General features: G+C 52.3%; 13 protein-coding genes and 2 pseudogenes. 6 read left to right on the plus strand and 9 right to left on the minus strand.

The window, feature by feature from the left end; all coding sequences use genetic code 11:
* Window positions 1-481: pseudogene (locus IX84_RS33345) on the plus strand (hypothetical protein); the annotation flags it as partial.
* A gap of 12 nt (window positions 482-493) precedes the next feature.
* On the opposite strand, the gene IX84_RS12225 reads toward IX84_RS33345, so the two are convergent.
* From IX84_RS12225 to IX84_RS12240, 4 genes are read right to left on the minus strand one after another with little or no spacing between them, the layout of a single operon-like run.
* Window positions 494-877: a hypothetical protein gene (locus tag IX84_RS12225; protein WP_044220836.1), complete on the minus strand. Its 384-nt coding sequence runs from the start codon at window positions 875-877 to the stop codon at window positions 494-496.
* 51 nt (window positions 878-928) lie between these two features.
* Window positions 929-1,411 (minus strand): Rab family GTPase, encoded by a 483-nt coding sequence (locus tag IX84_RS12230; RefSeq protein WP_044220839.1) that lies wholly within the window; start codon window positions 1,409-1,411, stop codon window positions 929-931.
* 41 nt (window positions 1,412-1,452) lie between these two features.
* Window positions 1,453-2,301, minus strand: a complete 849-nt coding sequence (locus tag IX84_RS12235) for a hypothetical protein (RefSeq protein WP_152605020.1) — start codon at window positions 2,299-2,301, stop codon at window positions 1,453-1,455.
* A gap of 5 nt (window positions 2,302-2,306) precedes the next feature.
* Window positions 2,307-2,663, minus strand: a complete 357-nt coding sequence (locus tag IX84_RS12240; RefSeq protein WP_152605021.1) for a hypothetical protein — start codon at window positions 2,661-2,663, stop codon at window positions 2,307-2,309.
* Between the two features lie 205 nt (window positions 2,664-2,868).
* On the opposite strand from IX84_RS12240, the gene IX84_RS12245 reads away from it, so the two are divergent.
* The 3 genes from IX84_RS12245 (at window position 2,869) to IX84_RS12255 (ending at window position 6,443) form a co-directional block, all read left to right on the plus strand.
* Window positions 2,869-4,191, plus strand: a complete 1,323-nt coding sequence (locus IX84_RS12245; RefSeq protein WP_052515973.1) for a polysaccharide deacetylase family protein — start codon at window positions 2,869-2,871, stop codon at window positions 4,189-4,191.
* 62 nt (window positions 4,192-4,253) lie between these two features.
* Window positions 4,254-4,901 (plus strand): uracil phosphoribosyltransferase, encoded by a 648-nt coding sequence (upp, locus tag IX84_RS12250; protein ID WP_044220847.1) that lies wholly within the window; start codon window positions 4,254-4,256, stop codon window positions 4,899-4,901.
* 27 nt (window positions 4,902-4,928) lie between these two features.
* On the plus strand, window positions 4,929-6,443 hold the full coding sequence (locus IX84_RS12255; RefSeq protein WP_044220852.1) for an ATP-binding protein: 1,515 nt from the start codon (window positions 4,929-4,931) through the stop codon (window positions 6,441-6,443).
* A gap of 4 nt (window positions 6,444-6,447) precedes the next feature.
* Here the strand turns inward: IX84_RS12255 and IX84_RS12260 are convergent, their stop codons facing one another.
* Together IX84_RS12260 and IX84_RS12265 are read right to left on the minus strand one after the other, a co-directional pair.
* On the minus strand, window positions 6,448-9,570 hold the full coding sequence (locus IX84_RS12260) for a right-handed parallel beta-helix repeat-containing protein (RefSeq protein WP_152605022.1): 3,123 nt from the start codon (window positions 9,568-9,570) through the stop codon (window positions 6,448-6,450).
* A 281-nt stretch (window positions 9,571-9,851) separates the two neighbouring features.
* On the minus strand, window positions 9,852-11,489 hold the full coding sequence (locus IX84_RS12265; RefSeq protein WP_044220914.1) for an NAD+ synthase: 1,638 nt from the start codon (window positions 11,487-11,489) through the stop codon (window positions 9,852-9,854).
* A gap of 170 nt (window positions 11,490-11,659) precedes the next feature.
* On the opposite strand from IX84_RS12265, the gene IX84_RS12270 reads away from it, so the two are divergent.
* Window positions 11,660-13,252: a RagB/SusD family nutrient uptake outer membrane protein gene (locus IX84_RS12270; RefSeq protein ID WP_044220859.1), complete on the plus strand. Its 1,593-nt coding sequence runs from the start codon at window positions 11,660-11,662 to the stop codon at window positions 13,250-13,252.
* Window positions 13,253-13,258: 6 nt separating this feature from the next.
* Here the strand turns inward: IX84_RS12270 and IX84_RS12275 are convergent, their stop codons facing one another.
* On the minus strand, window positions 13,259-14,383 hold the full coding sequence (locus IX84_RS12275; RefSeq protein WP_044220863.1) for a nitric oxide synthase oxygenase: 1,125 nt from the start codon (window positions 14,381-14,383) through the stop codon (window positions 13,259-13,261).
* A 116-nt stretch (window positions 14,384-14,499) separates the two neighbouring features.
* Here IX84_RS12275 and ftcD point away from each other — a divergent pair, with 116 nt between their 5' ends.
* Window positions 14,500-16,191: a glutamate formimidoyltransferase gene (ftcD, locus tag IX84_RS12280; RefSeq protein ID WP_044220865.1), complete on the plus strand. Its 1,692-nt coding sequence runs from the start codon at window positions 14,500-14,502 to the stop codon at window positions 16,189-16,191.
* A gap of 11 nt (window positions 16,192-16,202) precedes the next feature.
* Here the strand turns inward: ftcD and IX84_RS12285 are convergent, their stop codons facing one another.
* Together IX84_RS12285 and IX84_RS34560 are read right to left on the minus strand one after the other, a co-directional pair.
* The gene (locus IX84_RS12285) at window positions 16,203-17,444 is read right to left on the minus strand and encodes a T9SS type A sorting domain-containing protein (RefSeq protein WP_238578269.1); all 1,242 of its coding nucleotides are present in this window, start codon (window positions 17,442-17,444) and stop codon (window positions 16,203-16,205) included.
* Between the two features lie 72 nt (window positions 17,445-17,516).
* Window positions 17,517-18,416 (minus strand): annotated as a pseudogene (locus IX84_RS34560) (YCF48-related protein); the annotation flags it as partial.
* Window positions 18,417-18,473: the final 57 nt, after the last annotated feature.

The following is an 18,473-nucleotide window of genomic DNA, read 5'->3' on the forward strand; positions in this document are numbered from 1 at the left end:
AGCCCCATGGATATGGCGTTGGGCCGAGGACAACTTCCCTGGGGCCCGTCAAATATTAGACTTCTATCACGCCAAAGAAAAACTGGTGCTCTTTGCAAAACATCAGTTTAGAGTAGATGAAAAACGCAAAGCCTGGGTGGCTGGCCAGTGTGAAGTACTCTCAGCCAATAGAGTGCACGAGGTAGTGGATAACGTAAGCTGCCTCAGAGCGAGAAATCACGAAGCCCGGGAAGCTAAGGCGAAACTGCTATCTTATTACGAAGAGCATGAAGACCGTATGCAGTACAAAACCTACAGGGATGAAGGGCTGCTCATCGGCTCTGGACCAGTAGAGGCCGCTCATCGTAGTGTCTTGCAGCAGCGGCTCAAATTATCCGGCCAACGCTGGACGGTTGATGGGGCGCAAGCCATCGCGGATTTGCGGTGCTATCGTAAAAGTGGAGCGTGGAGTACGATCCAGCAACTTGTCGCAGCGGCATAGCTGTGCAATTTGTTATACACACTTTGACAGGAAGGTAAATTCTCTTTGCTGCTGATAGAGCGCAGCTGTATTTTTGAGTTGCAGCGCCTTGCGCAGTTGCAGTGCTTCGAAAGTACAGCGCTCAATAGTCAGGCGCAAGCGGGCGGAAGATCCGGGGACTATATGCACCGTCAAGTGGTAATACCCGTTGAGGACAGGGTGAGGGCTGTCGACAAAGCGGAACTGCACCGGGAATTGATCTGCAGGCAAGGCCATAAGCGTCTCCCAAATGCTATCCAGGATAGGGAAATCATCGCGCATGGAATGGTGCAAAAGCCAATGCCGCGGAAAAAGGGCTCCATCTGCCTGCAGGGTATAGCCCTGCCGGGACAGGATGAGGATTTGTTGTTGTGGCATATAATCGTTTTTGGGCGTCGGTGTTGGGGTGTTGTTGGTTTTTCTTGTTTTTTAGTAGGAAACCAGCTCACTGGCAATTTCCATGAATAGTGTTTCCACGTTTTCTCCGGTTTTGGCGCTGGTCAGAAAGTCGGGGTTATGTGTCCGCTCCAGGATGATCAGCTCCTCCTCAGAGACCAGGTCTTTTTTGTTGCCAACGACTTTGATCAGGCAACCGGGCAGGATTTTCTGAATGAGTTTGAGGTCACTCTTTAAGTTATCGGCGGTTTGCTTTCTGGACAGATCGAAGACATAAATCACGGCACTTGCACCAAGGAAGTAGGTCTTTGGTACTTTCTTCTGAGATACTTCTCCGGCAATATCCCAAAGGATAAGCGAGAGTGGTTCGCCACTGACGTCCACTACTCGTTTGTCTACCTTAACTCCTATGGTAGTCAGGTACTGGTCACTAAACGTATTATAGACAAAGCGATGAAATAAAGAGGTTTTCCCCACCGCAAAACTTCCTGTTATCAGGACTTTCCTGCTGGTCATTAAATAAACTTTTTTACGCCCCCCGGCTGTTTGGCCTGCTCTTAAAGCTGGCCCTGTATTGCCTCAGTGCTCAGAGGCGTTGTTTTCATGAAGTATTCTTTCAGGGTTTTGCCCAGGTGAAGGTGCAGGGAGGCATCATCCGCCCTGATCTTCCTGGCTAATTCGTTCTGAACAAAGGTAGCAATCTGACCAGACAATTGTTCCTGTTCTTTTGTCGTCATTTTGCCTTCCACGGCGAGAGCAACGTAGTAAGTGTGAAAATCCCGTATCAAAATCTGGTAGCCCGCATATTCAATCAGCTCAAGCTGAGTAGTGCCACGCCGGAAGGCATCCACTACAAATGATTTTATTGCGGTGAGCATCCCTGCAATCAGCTCTTTGTCCACGACCTCCTGTGTGGATGCGCTTCCCAGCAAAAGACCGGAATGCTGCTCAATGATATACGCCTCCCTTACCCGGGGCAATGCCGCATTGCGCAGCACCAGGTCCGCCTCCCGAACGCCCCCTGCCCGAAAGAAACGGTCGCGCAAACGCGCCAGAAAGCTGCGCTCCAGCTGTTGTTCCACGCTTTCCCGGAGTTCCTGCAGCTGCTGGGCAATGTACTTGCGGATCATCGTGCCCATGACCGGATAGAGCATATCGATCATCTCTTCCTGGGATTCCCGGATTTTGCGTTCTACCAGCCGGTCGACTGCCAGTTGGTAGGCTTTGGGAAAGTGGGCTTCAAACTCGCTGAGCTGCTCTTCGATGATGGGGACCACCCGTTCTGCCAGAGGCTCCTTCTCCTCCAGTATGTTATGGATATGCGTGATCCGCTCCTGCTCCGGCCGGAGCAGGATGTTGCGCAACTGCTGTAAAGGGTCCGATTGATGTTCAGGCTGCTGACTCACAGGCATCAGGCTTCTTCAGACATTTGGCTGATTTGCTGCCCCAGCTCGCTGAGCATGCTGCCCAGGCGGGCGCGATCGGCACTGCTGACCGTATCAATCTTTCTGCCCAGTTCTTTACCCTGAGTATTGAGCTGAGCCTCCAGATGGTTCAGGCGCTGACTGATGCGGTCCTCCAGCGCCTGCTGTGCGCTTTCCTGTTTGGCGATCCAATCCTCAATGCGCTGCCCCAGTCGTTGCTCAAGTGCGTTGAGCGCTTCGTTGATTTGATTGAAGCGGGCATCGTACTCGCTCATTTGTTCCCCCATCAGGATATCCCGGATGGTGTTAATCTCCCCGAAGGTCGGTGTTTTCGTTTCAGCCATATGATCTGTTTCTTTTTGTGGCTGCATTAATTGCAGCACTACCTTATTAATAGTAGGTGTTGGGAAAAGGGGTTGTGTTTTGGCTGTTTATTTGCTGGACTAGGTTAGCCTCAAAAATTCATCCTCGTAGAATAAAGGTAGCCATTCCGTATTCGTAAAAACAACATTTATCGCATTTTCCTTCAGTTTGTCCTATTTTTGAAGCATGAATTTGCTGCTCTATACCAGTCAGGCCACACCAAGGGTACGTTATGCATGCAAGGTGTTATTCGGGCATATCCTCGGGCTGCAGGTGGAAGTGACGGCAGACTGGTCCTACTTTCAGTCGGGCAATGCGGACAAAATCATTTACGGAGCTGCCGGTTCGGTAGGAAAAGAGCCCCGCCTGCCAGCTTCCTCATTGCTTTTTGAGAAGGGCATCCATCCACAGCGGGTAGAAATACGCCATTTTAAAGGGCGCCCCGCCGGTTTTTTCGTGCCTGGCAAGGCTAATGCTATGCTGCCTTTCGACCTGCTGGCTTTTACCTTTTACCTGGCTGCCCGCTACGAAGAATACCTGCCTTTTGAAGGCGATGCCCACGGCCGGTTTCCGGCAACAGGCAGCCTGGCCCATCAGCATGGGTTTCTGCAACAGCCCGTTTTGCAGGAATGGGGCGCAGTGCTCCTGAAACGGTTGCAGGCTTTTTACCCACACCTGCCTGATCGCCGCCCGGGGTATACGTTCCGGCCCACCTACGATGTGGATATGGGCTGGGCGTACCTTCACCGCCCGCTTTGGCTTCAGCTTGGCGGATGGCTCAGAGCTGCCCTGCAGGGCAACCATACGCTGCTTCGGGAGCGCCTGCGGGTGTGCCTGGGGAGGGCTCAGGACCCTTTCTATACCTTTGATGAGCTGGAGCGCCTGCATATCGAACTGGAGCTGCGCCCACTGTTTTTCCTGCTGCTCGGGCAGTTCGGCCCTTACGATAAAAACCTGCCGCCAAAGGGTAGGGCGATGCAGGCACTAACCCAAAAGCTGATCACTTTCAGCGATACCGGGCTGCACCCTTCTTACCGGTCGAATACCTCCCGAGCGCAGTTGCAGGCAGAAGTGGAGCATTACACCCGGCTTACAGGGCAGGCACCCCTGCGCAGCCGTCAGCATTTTCTAAAGCTAAGTTTTCCGGCTACCTACAGGCAGTTGATACAGGCCGGGATACAGGAAGATTACACCATGGGCTACGCTGATGCACCGGGCTTCCGGGCGGGCTTGTCGGTGCCTTATCCCTGGTATGACCTTGAAGTGGAAGCGGAGCAACCGCTGCTCATTTACCCGTTTGCCGTAATGGATGTGACCCTGCAGCAGTACCTGAAGCTTCCTCCCGGTCAGGCCATCGAAATGTTAAAGGGCCTGATTGATACCGTACGGGGCACAGGCGGCGTATTTATGCCGCTCTGGCACAACAGCTCCTTTGCCGCGAGCCACGGCTGGGCAGGCTGGGCGGAGGTGCATGAGCAGCTTTTACGGTACGGCAGCACCAAAAGCTGAGTTTTTTGTTCCTATTATGAGGGATAACCCCTATTTTGGTCGCCGCAGCAAAAACGACCCACATGTTCAATCTAAGCCAGACCCCTTCCATCGCGAATCAATTTATCGCCGAGCTTCGGGATATCAATGTACAAGCCGACCGGATGCGATTCCGCCGCAACCTGGAACGCCTGGGCGAAATCCTGGCCTATGAGGTCAGCAAAACCCTGGCTTATACGCCCAAAAGCATTGCCACGCCTCTGGGGGAGGCCGAAGTGGCCCTCAGCGATCAAAAAGTGGTACTGGCCACCATCCTTCGGGCCGGCTTGCCAATGCATCAGGGTATGCTGCATTACTTCGATCACGCCGAAAGCGCCTTTGTCTCTGCTTACCGCAAACACCACAAAGACGGCTCCTTTGACGTGCACGTGGAGTACATCTCCTGCCCGGACCTTACGGGCAAGACGCTCATCATTGCCGATCCCATGCTGGCGACCGGCGCTTCCATGTCCCTGGCAATTGAGTCCCTGCTGGAGCACGGGCAGCCTGCCGCAATCCACGTAGTTACCGCCGTGGCAGCCACCGCCGGTGTGGAGCACCTGCAGCGGGTGATGCCGGAAGCCCACCTCTGGGTTGGCGCGGTGGACGAAGAGCTGACTGCAAAGTCCTACATCGTGCCCGGGCTGGGCGATGCCGGCGACCTCAGCTACGGGGAGAAGGTGCAGGAGTAGCGGCTTTTTTTGCTTATCTTTCCAGCTATGAAGTATCCGATTGGCATACAGGATTTCCGGGAGCTCCGGGAAGGTGGCTATGTGTATGTGGATAAGACAAAAACACTTTTTAATATTCTGCAACAGGGCGGAGGGTACTACCATCTCCATCGCCCCCGCCGTTTTGGCAAAAGCCTGCTGTTATCCACGATGAATGAGCTGTACCGTGGCAACCGGGAGCTGTTCGAAGGCTTATGGATCGACAATCACTGGGACTGGGAAGGGATGCAACGGCCGGTAATTTGGCTAAAGTTTAGTAGTCAGGGCATTCGAACAATGGGATTGGAGGCCGGTCTTGATGCAATGCTCAACGGTGAAGCCAATCGGCTGGGCATTCAGTTAGAAAAGGCGACTTTTGACCTTCAGTTCAAAGAACTGATACAGAAAGCAAGCAAGGAAAACAAGGTAGTACTCCTGATTGATGAGTACGATAAGCCTATTATTGACTATTTAGATGATCCTCAGGTGGCAGAAGCTCACCGGGAAATACTAAAGAGCTTTTACTCCATCCTCAAGGACAGCGACCCCTATCTGGAGCTCATTTTCATCACCGGCGTTTCTGCTTTCAGCAAAGTCAGCATTTTTTCTGATCTCAATAACCTCTACAATCTTTCTCTGGTAGCCGCTGCCCGCACCTTGCTTGGTATCACGCAGGATGAGCTGGAGCATTACTTTGCGGAGCCTCTGGCGCGTGTCGATAAGGCAAAAGTCCGGCAATGGTACAACGGCTATTCCTGGGGCGGTACGGAGAAAGTATACAACCCGTTTTCTATACTCAGCTTTTTCCAGGGTGGGGGAGAGTACAGCAATTTCTGGTTTGAAACCGGCACGCCTACTTTCCTAATCCGGGAAATGAAAAAACGGGCTTACTATTTCCCGGAGCGCATCGAAGTCTCGCAAAACAAGCTCAACGCCTTTGACCTTACGCGCCTGGACCCCATTTCCGTACTTTTCCAGACCGGCTACCTGACCATCCTGAAGTACGAGCCAGAAGACCATCTGTACACGCTGGATTACCCAAATATGGAAGTCCGCCAATCCATGGAGCAAAGCCTGCTGCACGAATACCTCGAAGGCCCGATACAAGACCCCCTGGCAAGGGTGGCCGGACTGCGCAATGCACTGAGGGAAGGCGATATCGAAGGTATGGTCCGCATCATCAATGCGCTGTTTGCCTCCATGCCCTATGATCTTTGGCCACAGCAGCAAACCGAGCGTTTCTTCCACGCCATTATCCACCTCACTTTTGACCTGTTGGGGACCTACATCCGATCGGAAGTCCATACCGCTAACGGGCGCTGCGATGCCCTCGTGGAAACGGCCGATCGCATCTACGCTCTGGAGTTCAAACTCGATAAAAGCGCGGCGGAAGCCCTGCAGCAGATTTTTGATAAAGGTTACCTGCAGCCCTACGCCGACTCCCCTAAGCAGCGCGTTGCAGTAGGCCTGAATTTTTCCTCGGAGGAACGGGCGGTGGTGGCGTGGGAAAGTGAGGTACTATAAGCGCTCACTGCCCGGCAACCACAAGCCGCCCACGCCCTGCTACCTGCCCATCAGCATCAAGCACTTGAACTTCGTACAGTCCGGCGGGTAGATGCTCAGTAGGCAAGGGCGCGCCACTTTGCAAGGGCGTCTTCCTGACAATTGACCCTGTAGCATGCATGATCAACACCTGCACGTTTTCCTGGTCCAAGCCAGCCAAAGACCAATACACCGGAGCACCAGATGCTACCGGATTTGGAAAAAGCTTTAGTACTTCGGCAGACCGGTCCTCCGTGATATCAGCACTAACAAATTCTACTTCAAAAGGCCAAGTCTCTTCACAATTATTGGCATCGGTGATGGTGAGTTGATAAATGCCAGGAGGTAAACCACTGAGGGAAGGCATGTTGCTGCCCGTGCTCCAGTTGTAGTTATATGGAGGCGTACCTCCGGAAACACTTTGCAGAAAAATACTGCCTCCCATTGTTTCATTGGCAGGAGTCACTATAGATTCCACATGAATAGGCATTTGTTCAGGAACCGTAACAGTTAGTGTATCCCGGCAATTGCTGGCATCGGTGATGGTGAATTGATAACTTCCGGCAGGCAGGCTGTCAGGCCGTATTCCTGAAACTCCATTTCCTGACCAGGAGTAGGTGAACGGAGCCTCTCCGGTAGGAGCAAAGAAAACTACCCCATCCTCCCCTTCAGCGCATAAAGGTGCAGCAACAGAATCTACAGCAAGTTCAAAGCTCAGGCGTTCATAAGTGCCTAAGTCTACAATACCCTCCTGTATCCGATTGTTGCCTTCCAGGTCAGTGTCAGAAGTCACCGCCTCATTTTGCCCTGTATTGAGTGCCGGCGAGCAAGCCGACAGTCTCAAGTCTCCTGATAAAGTGTCCAGAAAATGGGGGTACACCTCATGGATGACCTGATCTCCAAAGGCTTCCGGGCAGCCTGATAACCCAACGCAGGGCGGGGAGCTAATGAGTGTGTAGTCGATATCAAAATCATAGTAATTTTCCAAGCCGACATTATTTACAAGACTGTTGTAAAAAATGCCTTTTGGCTCTTCAATAGCTGTTTTCTCTTCCCAGAAGATACTATTCCGTACCTGAAGCCTGTTAATCCAGGTGTCCAGCCCCGGTTCCGCTTGCCAGTTCTTAATGACGGGATTCAAGCCGTTATTAAAAAATGTACAGTGATTGACGGTAGTGTACAATTCAGCGTTTACTTGAATATAAAGCCCTAATGCGCCTTCATTTCGATCAAATGTGCAGTTGTGGATATTAAGGTTTCTGATAACTCCCACAGAAGAATCAGTCCCGAAGGCGACAATAGCGCCTCCTGACTTTTTGGTTGGTGCCTTATTCTCTAAAAACTGACAAGATTCGAAAGTAAAATCATCAATAACATCAGAAAGGTTGCTGCCCTGATAAGTAAGAGAAACAGCCTGCCCAAAATTCTTTTCAAATATCGAATTTTCTACCCGACCCGAAAAGACACTGCTCCCGGTGCCTAGATGAAGAGCGCTCCCTTTTTGGGTATCAGAGATATTTTCCTGAAATAAACAATTTCGAATAGCGAACCCTAAACTATCCCCCGCATCTGCCATAACACTGGTACTATACAACAATATTCCTCCTCCGTTGGTAGCAACTGCATTACGTTGAAATACACAATCCTGAAAGGTGATTTGCCCTGTACCGTTTGAATTATTAATTATGGCTCCGGCGCCTTCCCTGGCATAGTTATCACCAAATATGACATCCTGTACCTTAAACTGACCAGTACCTGTCACGGACAATCCGCCTCCGCTAAGCGCGTGATTGTAAATAAAGGTATCACGCAAAAGTCCGTAATCAGGAAAAGTATCAGCGTTCACCGAATTTAGATTCAGTCCCCCACCCTGAAAAAAAGCATGGTTTCGTTCAAATCTGCAATCCTGTAAGCGTGGCCAGCCTATAGCTTCATTCCGTATTTCTCCATGTACTGCACCACCGAATCGGGCACGGTTATTTTGAAAAACGCAGTGTGAAATCATTGGCATATTGGCAGGCATGGCTTCATTGCTTAACACCAGCAGCCCTCCTCCCGAACTATTGGGACCAAGCAGTTGAGCCGAGTCTAAACCCTGCCCTGCTTCTATCGTAAACCCATCCAACCGGCACAGGCTATCCGTACCAATAGCCTGAACGACATGATATACATTGTCTGTACTATCTCCTTGTATACCAATATCACCAGAAAGAATAGCAGGAAAGAGATAAGGCTGACGCTCTTGAGCAGTAAGCTCAATTCCCTGAAACCCACCGAGTACTGTAACACCAGGCTGCAATAAGAAAGAAGAATAGCGGTCAGTACTATTGAAAAGTGTAAAATCAGTAGGCAGGTAGGTACCCTCTGCTACCCAGATAGTGTCCCCCGGATTAGCATAAAATAGCCCTTCCTGTAAATTATCAAAAGCATTAGGCCAGCTTGAACCATTCTTTAGCCCACCTTGTACATCCGCATCAACATACCATATCGAGGCAGCGGGGCGTTCCCAGTCACAATTGACATCATACTCAAGCCCTTCATTAGTCCAGACGCAGCCCAGCAAAAAACTAAACAGATCACCACTTGCTGGATAAAGTAAATAAAAGGGGTGGCGATAGTCTCCGTAGCCAGCTGTCCATATTGTAAAATCAAGAAGCGTTGCCTGTAGATCGGTACTGCCTAGAAATATAGTTTTATGGTACGTCCCTGCAATTTCCACACTATCTGTGTTATAAACTACATAATCAAATGAAGTGGCAGGAGATACATTCTGAAAGGCCTCAAGTAGCCCAAAATGTAGTTTCATCGTATCACCGACTTCAAGCCCATAGTCATAAATCAAATACTCCGGTTCGGCACAGTCCAAACTTCGCCGGAAGTACCCCTTATCCCCTTCTGCTCTGAAATAACCTGCAATCCGGTGCTGTTTACTGGCAGTATATTCTTCGATCATCTGCCAGAGCATTCCGCAAATTTGGATTTCCGAACCGTACTTATAGAGCAGTTGTTCGGTTTCTAAAGCCGGCGTTTGGCGTACTTGCCAGATTGGGTTATCAGAGCTCGAGGGTAGGACCTGGGTTTGCGCCCAGCCCTGGTTTACCATTAGCATTAAAATTAGGATCAACACTTTGCGCATAAAGATAAATTTAGCTGCTAAGTTTCCAAGTTGGTTAGCTTATCATCTCTGAAATCCAAAAATCAAAATTTGAGAAAATATCCAGTTAAGCTTGTAGGGCAAGCGTAGAGCGTAGCATAATTTTATGTTTTAGAGCGTTTAACGATATTGTAAATATAGTGAGGTGTTCATGATATTCCCAAAAAAACGAATAATTTCTTGGCTGCCGATTCACTAATTAGCCTGATGACATAAACTATTGATGCTGAAAACTTCTACGCCAAATACTTCCCCACAATCGGCATACGCCGCCCCATGCCAAATGCCTTTTCAGAAACCCGCAGCACGGGAGCCATTTGGTGGCGCTTGAACTCGTTGATGTTGACCAGGCGGAGCACCCGGCGGACCAGCTTTTCATCGTAACCTTTTTCGATGATGTCCTGCGGGCTGAGGCGGCGCTCGATGTATTGGAACAGGATTTCATCCAGGTCCTCATATTCGGGCAGGCTGTCGGTGTCCTTTTGGTCGGGCTTGAGCTCAGCGGAAGGGGGCTTGGTGATGATGTTGTCGGGAATGATTTCCTCCTCCCGGTTGATATAGCGGCAAAGCTCAAAGACCTCTGTTTTGTATAGGTCGCCGATGACGGACAAGCCGCCGCACATGTCGCCATAAAGGGTGCCATACCCGACGGCCACCTCGCTTTTGTTGGACGTGTTGAGCAGGATGTTACCGAACTTATTAGACAAGGCCATGAGCAGGTTGCCCCGGGAGCGGGACTGCAGGTTTTCCTCGGCGATATTGAATTCGGTGGCCCAAAAGTGGGGCTTGAGCGCCTCCATAAAACTGTTGTAGATGGGCTCGATGGGGATGATGTCGTAGGGCGCGCCCAGGTTTTCCGCCAGCTTCCGGGCATCTACAACCGAGTGGTCGGAGGAAAACTGTGAGGGCATTAATACCAGGCGGACATTTTTCGCTCCCAGCGCCCGCACCGCCAGTACGGCGACCAAAGCCGAGTCTATCCCACCGGAAAGTCCCAGGATAGCCCGCTTAAAGCCCAGCTTCCGGAAGTAATCGCAAATGCCCATCACCAGGGCATCGTGGATGAGGGGCATTTTCTCGCGGGGCTGCAGCTTCTCCCGGCCGCCTTGGGTTACTTCGTCCAGGTCATACACCCGCACTGCCTCTGTGAAGTAAGGCAGCTCGTCAAAGATTTTGCCATCGGGGGAGGCGACCATAGAGCCGCCGTCGAAAAGGATTTCCGTCTGCGCCCCGCTGTGGTTGATGTAGAACATAGGAATGCCGTAGCGCTCCACATTGGCCCGGACGACTTTCGTGCGTGACTCGGCCTGCACGTAACTGAAGGGCGAAGCGGAAAGGTTGAGGATAAAGTCCGGCTGTTGCGGCATCAGCTGATCCATGGGCGAGATGGTGTAGAGCGGGTTTTCATTGGCGATGTTCCAGATGTCCTCACAAACCGTGAGGGCAATGCGCTTGCCTTTGAATTCCACCACCTTCCACTCCGAAGCCGGCTCGAAGTAGCGGTACTCGTCGAAGATATCGTAAGTCGGCAGGAGGGTTTTGTGCTGCACCTGCTGCACTTTGCCATCAGCCAGAAAGAAGGCGGAGTTGTAATGGTCTTTGCCCTCAATCACCGGGTTTTTGGTTGGTGAGCCCACCACAATAGCGATGCCCTGTGCAGCTTCAGCCAGCCTTTCCACCGTGGCTTCCGCCAACTCAATGAAGTCCTCAAATTCCAGGAAGTCCCGGGGCGGATAACCCACGGTTGCCAGTTCGCTGAAGCAGATGAGGTCGGCTTGTTGAGCTTTGGCTTCCGCGACCGCCTGCAGCATTTTTTGCAGGTTGCCTTCAAAGTTGCCAATGTGGAAGTTGAGTTGTGCGATCGCTATCTTCATGTATCTTCGTTTGAAATCTAAACAAAGGTAAGAAAGGATGGTTGCAATCGGGAAACCGGGACCGCTAAATTGATAAAATGCCCTGATTTTCTGCTCCTGCTGCGCCGTGCTGACTCCTTCTGGCTTTTTCCCTTGAAAATCCGTAAATTGATCGGTCAAAGACCCTGGAAATGAAAAAAGTATACCTTTTGTCGCTAATGATTGCTCTAAGCCATTATGCCTGTATGGACTTAGAGGAGGATTTGGTGGGAGCCCTCACGGAGGAGTTGTCTGTTGAAGGAAACGGTCTTGATTATGATTGTGCCTGCGGTGGGCCGCTGGTTGGAGCTTATGCAGGATTAAGATATTCTGGGACCGCCTACCACGGGGGCTATTTCTCCCTGCAGGAGCTTACCTCCGATGAAATGGTGGTATGTGCCAAAGGCAGCGACTGGTATGATGGTGGAATACAGATCGCTTTGCATCAGCATACTTATACGCCCGACCATCCTTTTCTGGGTACGACTTTCCGGCAGTTGTACGAGGCTATATCTGAAGCCAATCAAGCGCTGGACCAGGCGCATTTGGAACCACACGAAGTGGCACAGGTCAGAGGTTTGCGGGCATTTTACTACTGGCGGCTTCTCGACCTGTTCGGCCGGGTCAAAATCGTAACCGAGTACGATCCTAATCCTCCTCAGGCCACCCGGGAGGAAGTGTTTAACTTTGTGGAACAGGAGCTCCTGGCAATATTAGAAGTTCCCGAAGTCAGTGCAGATATGGACCTCAGCAGCAGCTCGCTTTCTGAAAGTAGTGATGCCTACGAACTTAATCGCTACGGTGCCTTAGGTATCCTGGCCAGGCTCTATCTGAATGCCGAAGTGTATACGGGGATGCCGAGGTACGAATCAGCCGGTACAGCAGCTTCCTACATCATCGACAGCGGGCATTATCAGCTCTGCGGCCAGGGTTGTGCTGTGCCAAATCTGGGCCGGCGTCAGGGCGTACCTTTCGACTCTGAACAGTTGGAAGGCTATGCCGCTGTTTTCGCACCCAACAATGATGGCAATCCCGAGCACATCTTTTCCATCAATTACGATGAGTATCTGGGACCGGGCATGAACTTTTCACAAATGGTTCTTCACCCGGCCAGTCGACTGAGCTGGCACCTGCAGGAACAACCCTGGAACGGCTACGCCACCCTTGAAGAATTCTACAACAGCTATGAGGACGCTGACCTGCGCAAAAAAGCCAGTTTCCTGACCGGGCCGCAGTTTGATTTCTCCGGTTCTGCTGTCATCGATTACACAGAAAATGACGGTGAACTTCAGCTAAAGTACACACCTGCAATCAATGAGCTGCAGCCCAATGCCCAAGCAGAATCAGGTGCCCGGCCCGCTAAGTTTAGCTTTAAGCTCTTTGGGCGCAGGGAAATGGACAATGACTTTCCGATCGTCCGCCTGGGGGAGGTCTACCTCATCAGGGCAGAGGCCCGCGCCCGCCTTAGCGGCAACTGGGCAGATGCCGAGCCTGATGTCAATGTATTGCGCGCCCGTGCTGGGGTAGAGCCCTACAGCGGTACGCTTACGGCGGATGAGTTTTTGGCAGAACGAGGCCGGGAGATGTTTCAGGAAGCCATACGCCGGACTGACCTCATCCGGTTTGGAAAGTATACTGAAGCCTGGTGGGAAAAGCCAGCTTCTGAGCCCTACCGGGAATTATTTCCTATTCCCCGGTCTGCTATCGGCGGAGACGCAGGGATGACGCAGAACCCTGGGTATTAATACAAATCACATCATCGGGCATCCCTTCTCCGCTGCTGACTTGTAAAAGAAGTTCGGCTTCAGCTCCGCAGCATTATACGTGCGGTGGAAGGTCGCCGTCGTGGCCGGTGAGACCGGTGGTATGAGCCAGGTCCAGTCGCCATTGACCGGGCGGCCGTGCGATTGTTCAATGCGCTCAAAATGGGCATGCTGTTCAGCGGCGCTGTGGTGGTCCACGACTTTCACGCCCGCCTGCGCGTAGGAATGCAGTACCGCGGCATTCAATTCCACCAGCGCCCGGTCTTTCCAGAGGGTGGCATTGCGGGAGGTATCAAGGTTCATGGCTTCCGCAACTTTAGGCAGAGCGTTGTAGCGTTGCTGGTCCGCCAGGTTGCGGGCACCAATTTCCGCGCCCATGTACCAGCCATTGAAGGGCGCAGCGGAGAACCGCAGCCCACCGATGCTCAGCCACATATCAGCAATTACAGGTACGGCGTACCATTTCAAACCTAAGGCGGTAATCCCGGGCTGATCAGGGTGCGTAATCGGCACTTCCAGGCACACCTCCTTCGGCCACTCAAACCAAACCGGTGGGCGGCCCGCTTCCTGTACCACAAGGGGGAGGACGTCAAATGCGGTGCCTTTGCCCTGCCAGCCGAGGCTTTCGCAAAAGCGGGTAAAGGAGGCACTTGCCGGGTCGCCTAAGACACTGCCATCCGGTTGCGCGTAGCCCGCATAGCGGATGAGCTGATGATTAAGGATTTTCAGGGGCGTCCGGCCTTCAACGTCAGGTGGGAAAATGGTGATCGCTGACCGGATATTCCCCTCGTTGGTGGCAAAGCGCAGGTGGTCGCAGAGAAGGCGAAAGGCCGTCTCTGCATCCGTCACCTGCCGGGCATCGAATACATGCAGGCTTTTCCAGTACAACCGCCCGATGCATCGGATGGAATTCCGCCAGGCAACCCGTGCCCCAAAGGCCAACTCAGCTTTGGTCAGCTCGTAGGTGCCCTGTGCCGCGACCGATTCCACGATTTCCTCCCGTCGGTCCTGATAAGCCGCTTTGGGCAGTTCCTGTTCTTTGGCATAAAGCTGAAGGAACTGTTCGGCTTCCTGTAGGAGCGTCGATGGAGCAGCCTTGGCAATGGTGTTCATATTTTTTATTTTTCTTCAATTTGGAAGCGGAAAATGCAACAAAATAATCGTCCTCCCCTCTGAAAAGTTTATTTTCCCGCCTCAAATGTTTGTCAAAGTACTAAACCAAATAAGCCATGCAAAACCAACCGCTCATAGAGTGCGTACCCAATTTCAGCGAAGGCCGTGACCCGGCAGTGCTGAAGCAAATCACTGATGCCATCGAAGCGGTGGAAGGCGTCAAGCTCCTGGACGTCGACCCCGGAAAAGCGACCAACCGCACGGTCGTCACCTTTGTGGGCGCGCCGGAGCCGGTCATTGAGGCGGCTTTCCAGGCTATGAAAAAGGCCAGCGAAGTCATTGATATGTCCAAGCATACCGGTGAGCACCCCCGTATGGGCGCCACGGATGTCTGCCCGCTTATCCCCATTGCCCACATCACCATGGAAGAGGTCGCCGAATGGGCGCATAAGCTGGCCAGGCGTGCCGGTGAGGAACTGGGCATTCCCATCTATATGTACGAAAGTGCCGCGACCAAGCCCGCATGGCGCAATCTGGCTACGGTCCGCTCTGGCGAGTACGAAGCCCTGCCCGATAAGCTGGCTAAACCGGAATGGAAGCCAGATTATGGCCCGGCAAAGTTCAATGCAACCGCCGGAGCGACGGCAGTGGGCGCCCGGGACTTTCTCATCGCTTACAACGTCAACCTCAATACCACCTCGGTACGCCGCGCCAATTCTGTTGCGTTTGATGTGCGGGAGCAGGGGCGTGTGAAGCGGGAAGGCGGTAAGGTCTCCGGTGCAGCGCTTAAGGATGAAAACGGGAATGCCCTGCGGGAACCCGGCAAGTGCAAGGGCGTAAAAGGCATCGGCTGGTACATTGAAGAGTACGGCATTGCGCAAATTTCCATGAACATCACCGATGTGCGCCAAACCCCACTCCACATCGCCTTCGAAGCCTGCCGTGAAAGTGCAAATCGCCGGGGGATGCGGGTGACCGGTTCCGAACTGGTCGGCCTGGTACCCCTGCAGGTCATGCTTGATGCCGGGCATTACTTCCTGAAACAGCAGCGGCGTTCCCTGGGCGCATCCGAAGAAGAGGTCATCAAAATTGCCATCAAGTCCATGGGGCTGGATGAGCTGGGCCCCTTCGACCCCCAACAGAAAATTATCGAATACCAACTGGCAGAAGATACCCCAACGCCACTCCTCAATATGAGCCTCCGCACCTTCTCCAATGAGACGGCATCGGAGAGCGTGGCACCGGGCGGTGGTTCGGTAGCGGCCTACGTTGGCGCTCTGGGAGCATCTTTGGGCACGATGGTCGCCAACCTGTCTTCTCACCGCCGGGTCTGGGACGACCGCTGGGCGGAGTTTTCCGAGTGGGCGGAACGCGGGCAGCGCATCAAGGATGGGCTCCTGGCGCTGGTAGATGAAGATACCCGTTCCTTCAACGACATTATTGCCGCAGTGCGCATGCCAAAGGGGACGGAAGCAGAAAAAGCCGCCCGACACGAAGCGATGCAGGAGGCGACCAAGTATGCCACCGAAGTGCCTTTCCGAACTATGGAACTGGCGCTGGAGACCTTCGAGGTGTGCAAAGCCATGGCAGAAAAAGGCAACCCCAACTCTGCTAGTGATGCTGGGGTAGGGGCGCTGTGTGCCCGGGCAGCTGTGCACGGAGCCTGGCTCAATGTCCGCATCAATGCCGGCGATATCGAGGACAAGGCCTGGGTGGAAGCCAAACTGTCGGCGGCTCAATCCATAGCTGCCAAAGCGGATGCCCTGGAGCAGGAAGTGATAGGGCTGGTGGAGCGGCATGTGGGGTAGTGGGAAGAGTGCTACATCTTCACCACCTTCTCCAAAGCTGTCCCGCCCTCCCAAGTGATCTGCAGCCAGTACAACCCCGGCGGCAAATGGGAGATGTTGTAAGCATACCTGTACCGCCCTGCCTCTTCAGGTGCAGGGAGGCTATGCTTGGGAAGCCCAATCCGCTGCCCTCCGGCAGACCATAACTGAAGCCGGGCATTGGGTGAAGGGCCTTCCGCCCAGAGGAGGCCCCGGGCAGGGTTAGGGTAACAACGCCAGGGGGAAGGCTGGGCGGCAGCTCTGGTATTGGAGATGATCTCTATGTGGATGGTGGTGAGGCTGTCACAACCATTAGAAGCCGGGTGCAACTGCGTTAAAGTAGTGTCTGTATAGAAGGTGCTGCCCATAAAAACAGCTCCTGGCACAAGAGCAGTGTCCAGCTCAACATAGCTATTGTTCCGGGCTTGGAGCGTGACTTGCAGGGTGCTGTCACAACCCTCTGCGGAGCGGTAGGCGAGGGTGTGCAGGCCCTGGCCAGGCAGTAGGGTATCGCCCCACCAAAAGGCTTCCCCTTCGCAAAAGAAGGTGTCTATGGCGCTGAAGCTGCTGTTGGCGAGGGCTAGTGAAACCTGTAGAGTACTGTCACAGCCCTGTGCATTGAGGTAGGCAAAAGTGTATGCCCCTGGCTGTGGCAACAGGCTGTCCCCCCAGAGCAGCCCATCGCTGCCACTGCAGAAAAAAGTATCGATTAAGCTGGTATCCGGGGCATAGGCTTCTACTTTGAGCACGGTGGTGCTGTCGCAGCCCGTTAGCGCCTGTGCAGGGAAGGTATAGGTGCCGGGCGCATTAATGAGGCTGTCCCCCCACAGCAATGGACTGCCTGCACAGTAGCCGGTATCGATGACGACAGGGGCTGGAGGGCAGTCCGGGGTTAGGAAAACGGTAGACTCGCAGCTTTGTGCTGGCCCAAATTGGTGGTTATAGGGGCGCACAGTGGCGTATGCGGTGGTGTTTTCAGGGAGCGGTGCCGTAGCGTGGAAAAAGGTGTCGAGCCCGACATCAGTTGGAGGCAGGAGGTCATCCTCCCCTGGGCTGCTGCCTATTTGGAAATAGTACCCATCGAAGCAGCCTTCAGCGGCAGCCCAGGAGAAGCTGGGGGACAAGACGTTAGTGCCGAGCAATACGGGGGCAGGCCCGCATTCGGCAGCGCGCCCGCGGTAGCGGTAGATGCGGCCTCTGCTGGATATGGCATAACCCAGTGTGTCGTTGACCATATGGAGTTCTCTTATTCTATTGTCGTTTTCATACTCAAGAACATAAGACGTATCAATTGCTAAATGTTGCCTTGCCCAGGTTTCGCCCCCGTCTTTGCTATAAGAAATAAATGCATTGTAAAAGTTTGGAGAATCTAAAATTGCTCCCCCTACCCAGCCTATACTATTGCTAGTAAATTGGGTTGTAAAACCATAAGTTTCAGAGTTGTCCGTAACTGTATATTCTGACCAAGTATCCCCCCCATCCAGTGTTTTATAAATGGTGTTGTTTTGGCATGGAATCCATCCAGTGGTTTGATCTAGAAAGAAGAAATCTAGTTCACTTGTAGGTAGTCCTAAATTCAAAGTATTCCATGTATCCCCCTTGTTGATAGTTTTCCATATTCGGGCTGAATTAGCGCTGCTGAATGCATGCCAGCCATAAAAATAGAGGACACTATCCGTTACAGCCTGAAAACCTCTGAAAGAAGGTATCCCAAGTTCTACATTGTTTCCTTTTTCTACCCAATTTGACCCTCCATCTTGAGTATGAAAAATAGAGCCTTTGTCAACAGTTAGCCAGCCCTCGTTTTCGTTGTTAAAAACAATATAACGGATTTGGGTCCCCCCTCCCTCTGGAGGGAGATCTACATCATCCCATGACCAGCCCTTATCTTCTGTTTTAAATACACTATACTTAAATGCTCCAATAAAAGCAGAGTTCTGATCAATGAGTTCAATGGAACTTGGGTGAGAAATGGAGCTTGGCCAAGTCACGATGCTCCAGGAGTCCCCTTTGTCTTCTGTTCTTAGCCCTAAGCTTTGGCCTTGTTCTACAAGTGTGGCAACTACCCAAAATACGGAGTCATTTAAAACTTCAAGGTTTGTAAAAACAATATTATCATTACCTCCATCGTAAATGATTTCCCAGCATTGGCTTTTGCCCTTGTTTATGCTGGCTATTATCAGTAAAATAAGGAATATGGTACGCATAATAAAAGGATATATACCCAGCCCTGCATGTGCCGTGGGGCTGGGTAATTAAACTAT

Source organism: Phaeodactylibacter xiamenensis (assembly GCF_000759025.1).
Classification (GTDB): domain Bacteria; phylum Bacteroidota; class Bacteroidia; order Chitinophagales; family Saprospiraceae; genus Phaeodactylibacter; species Phaeodactylibacter xiamenensis.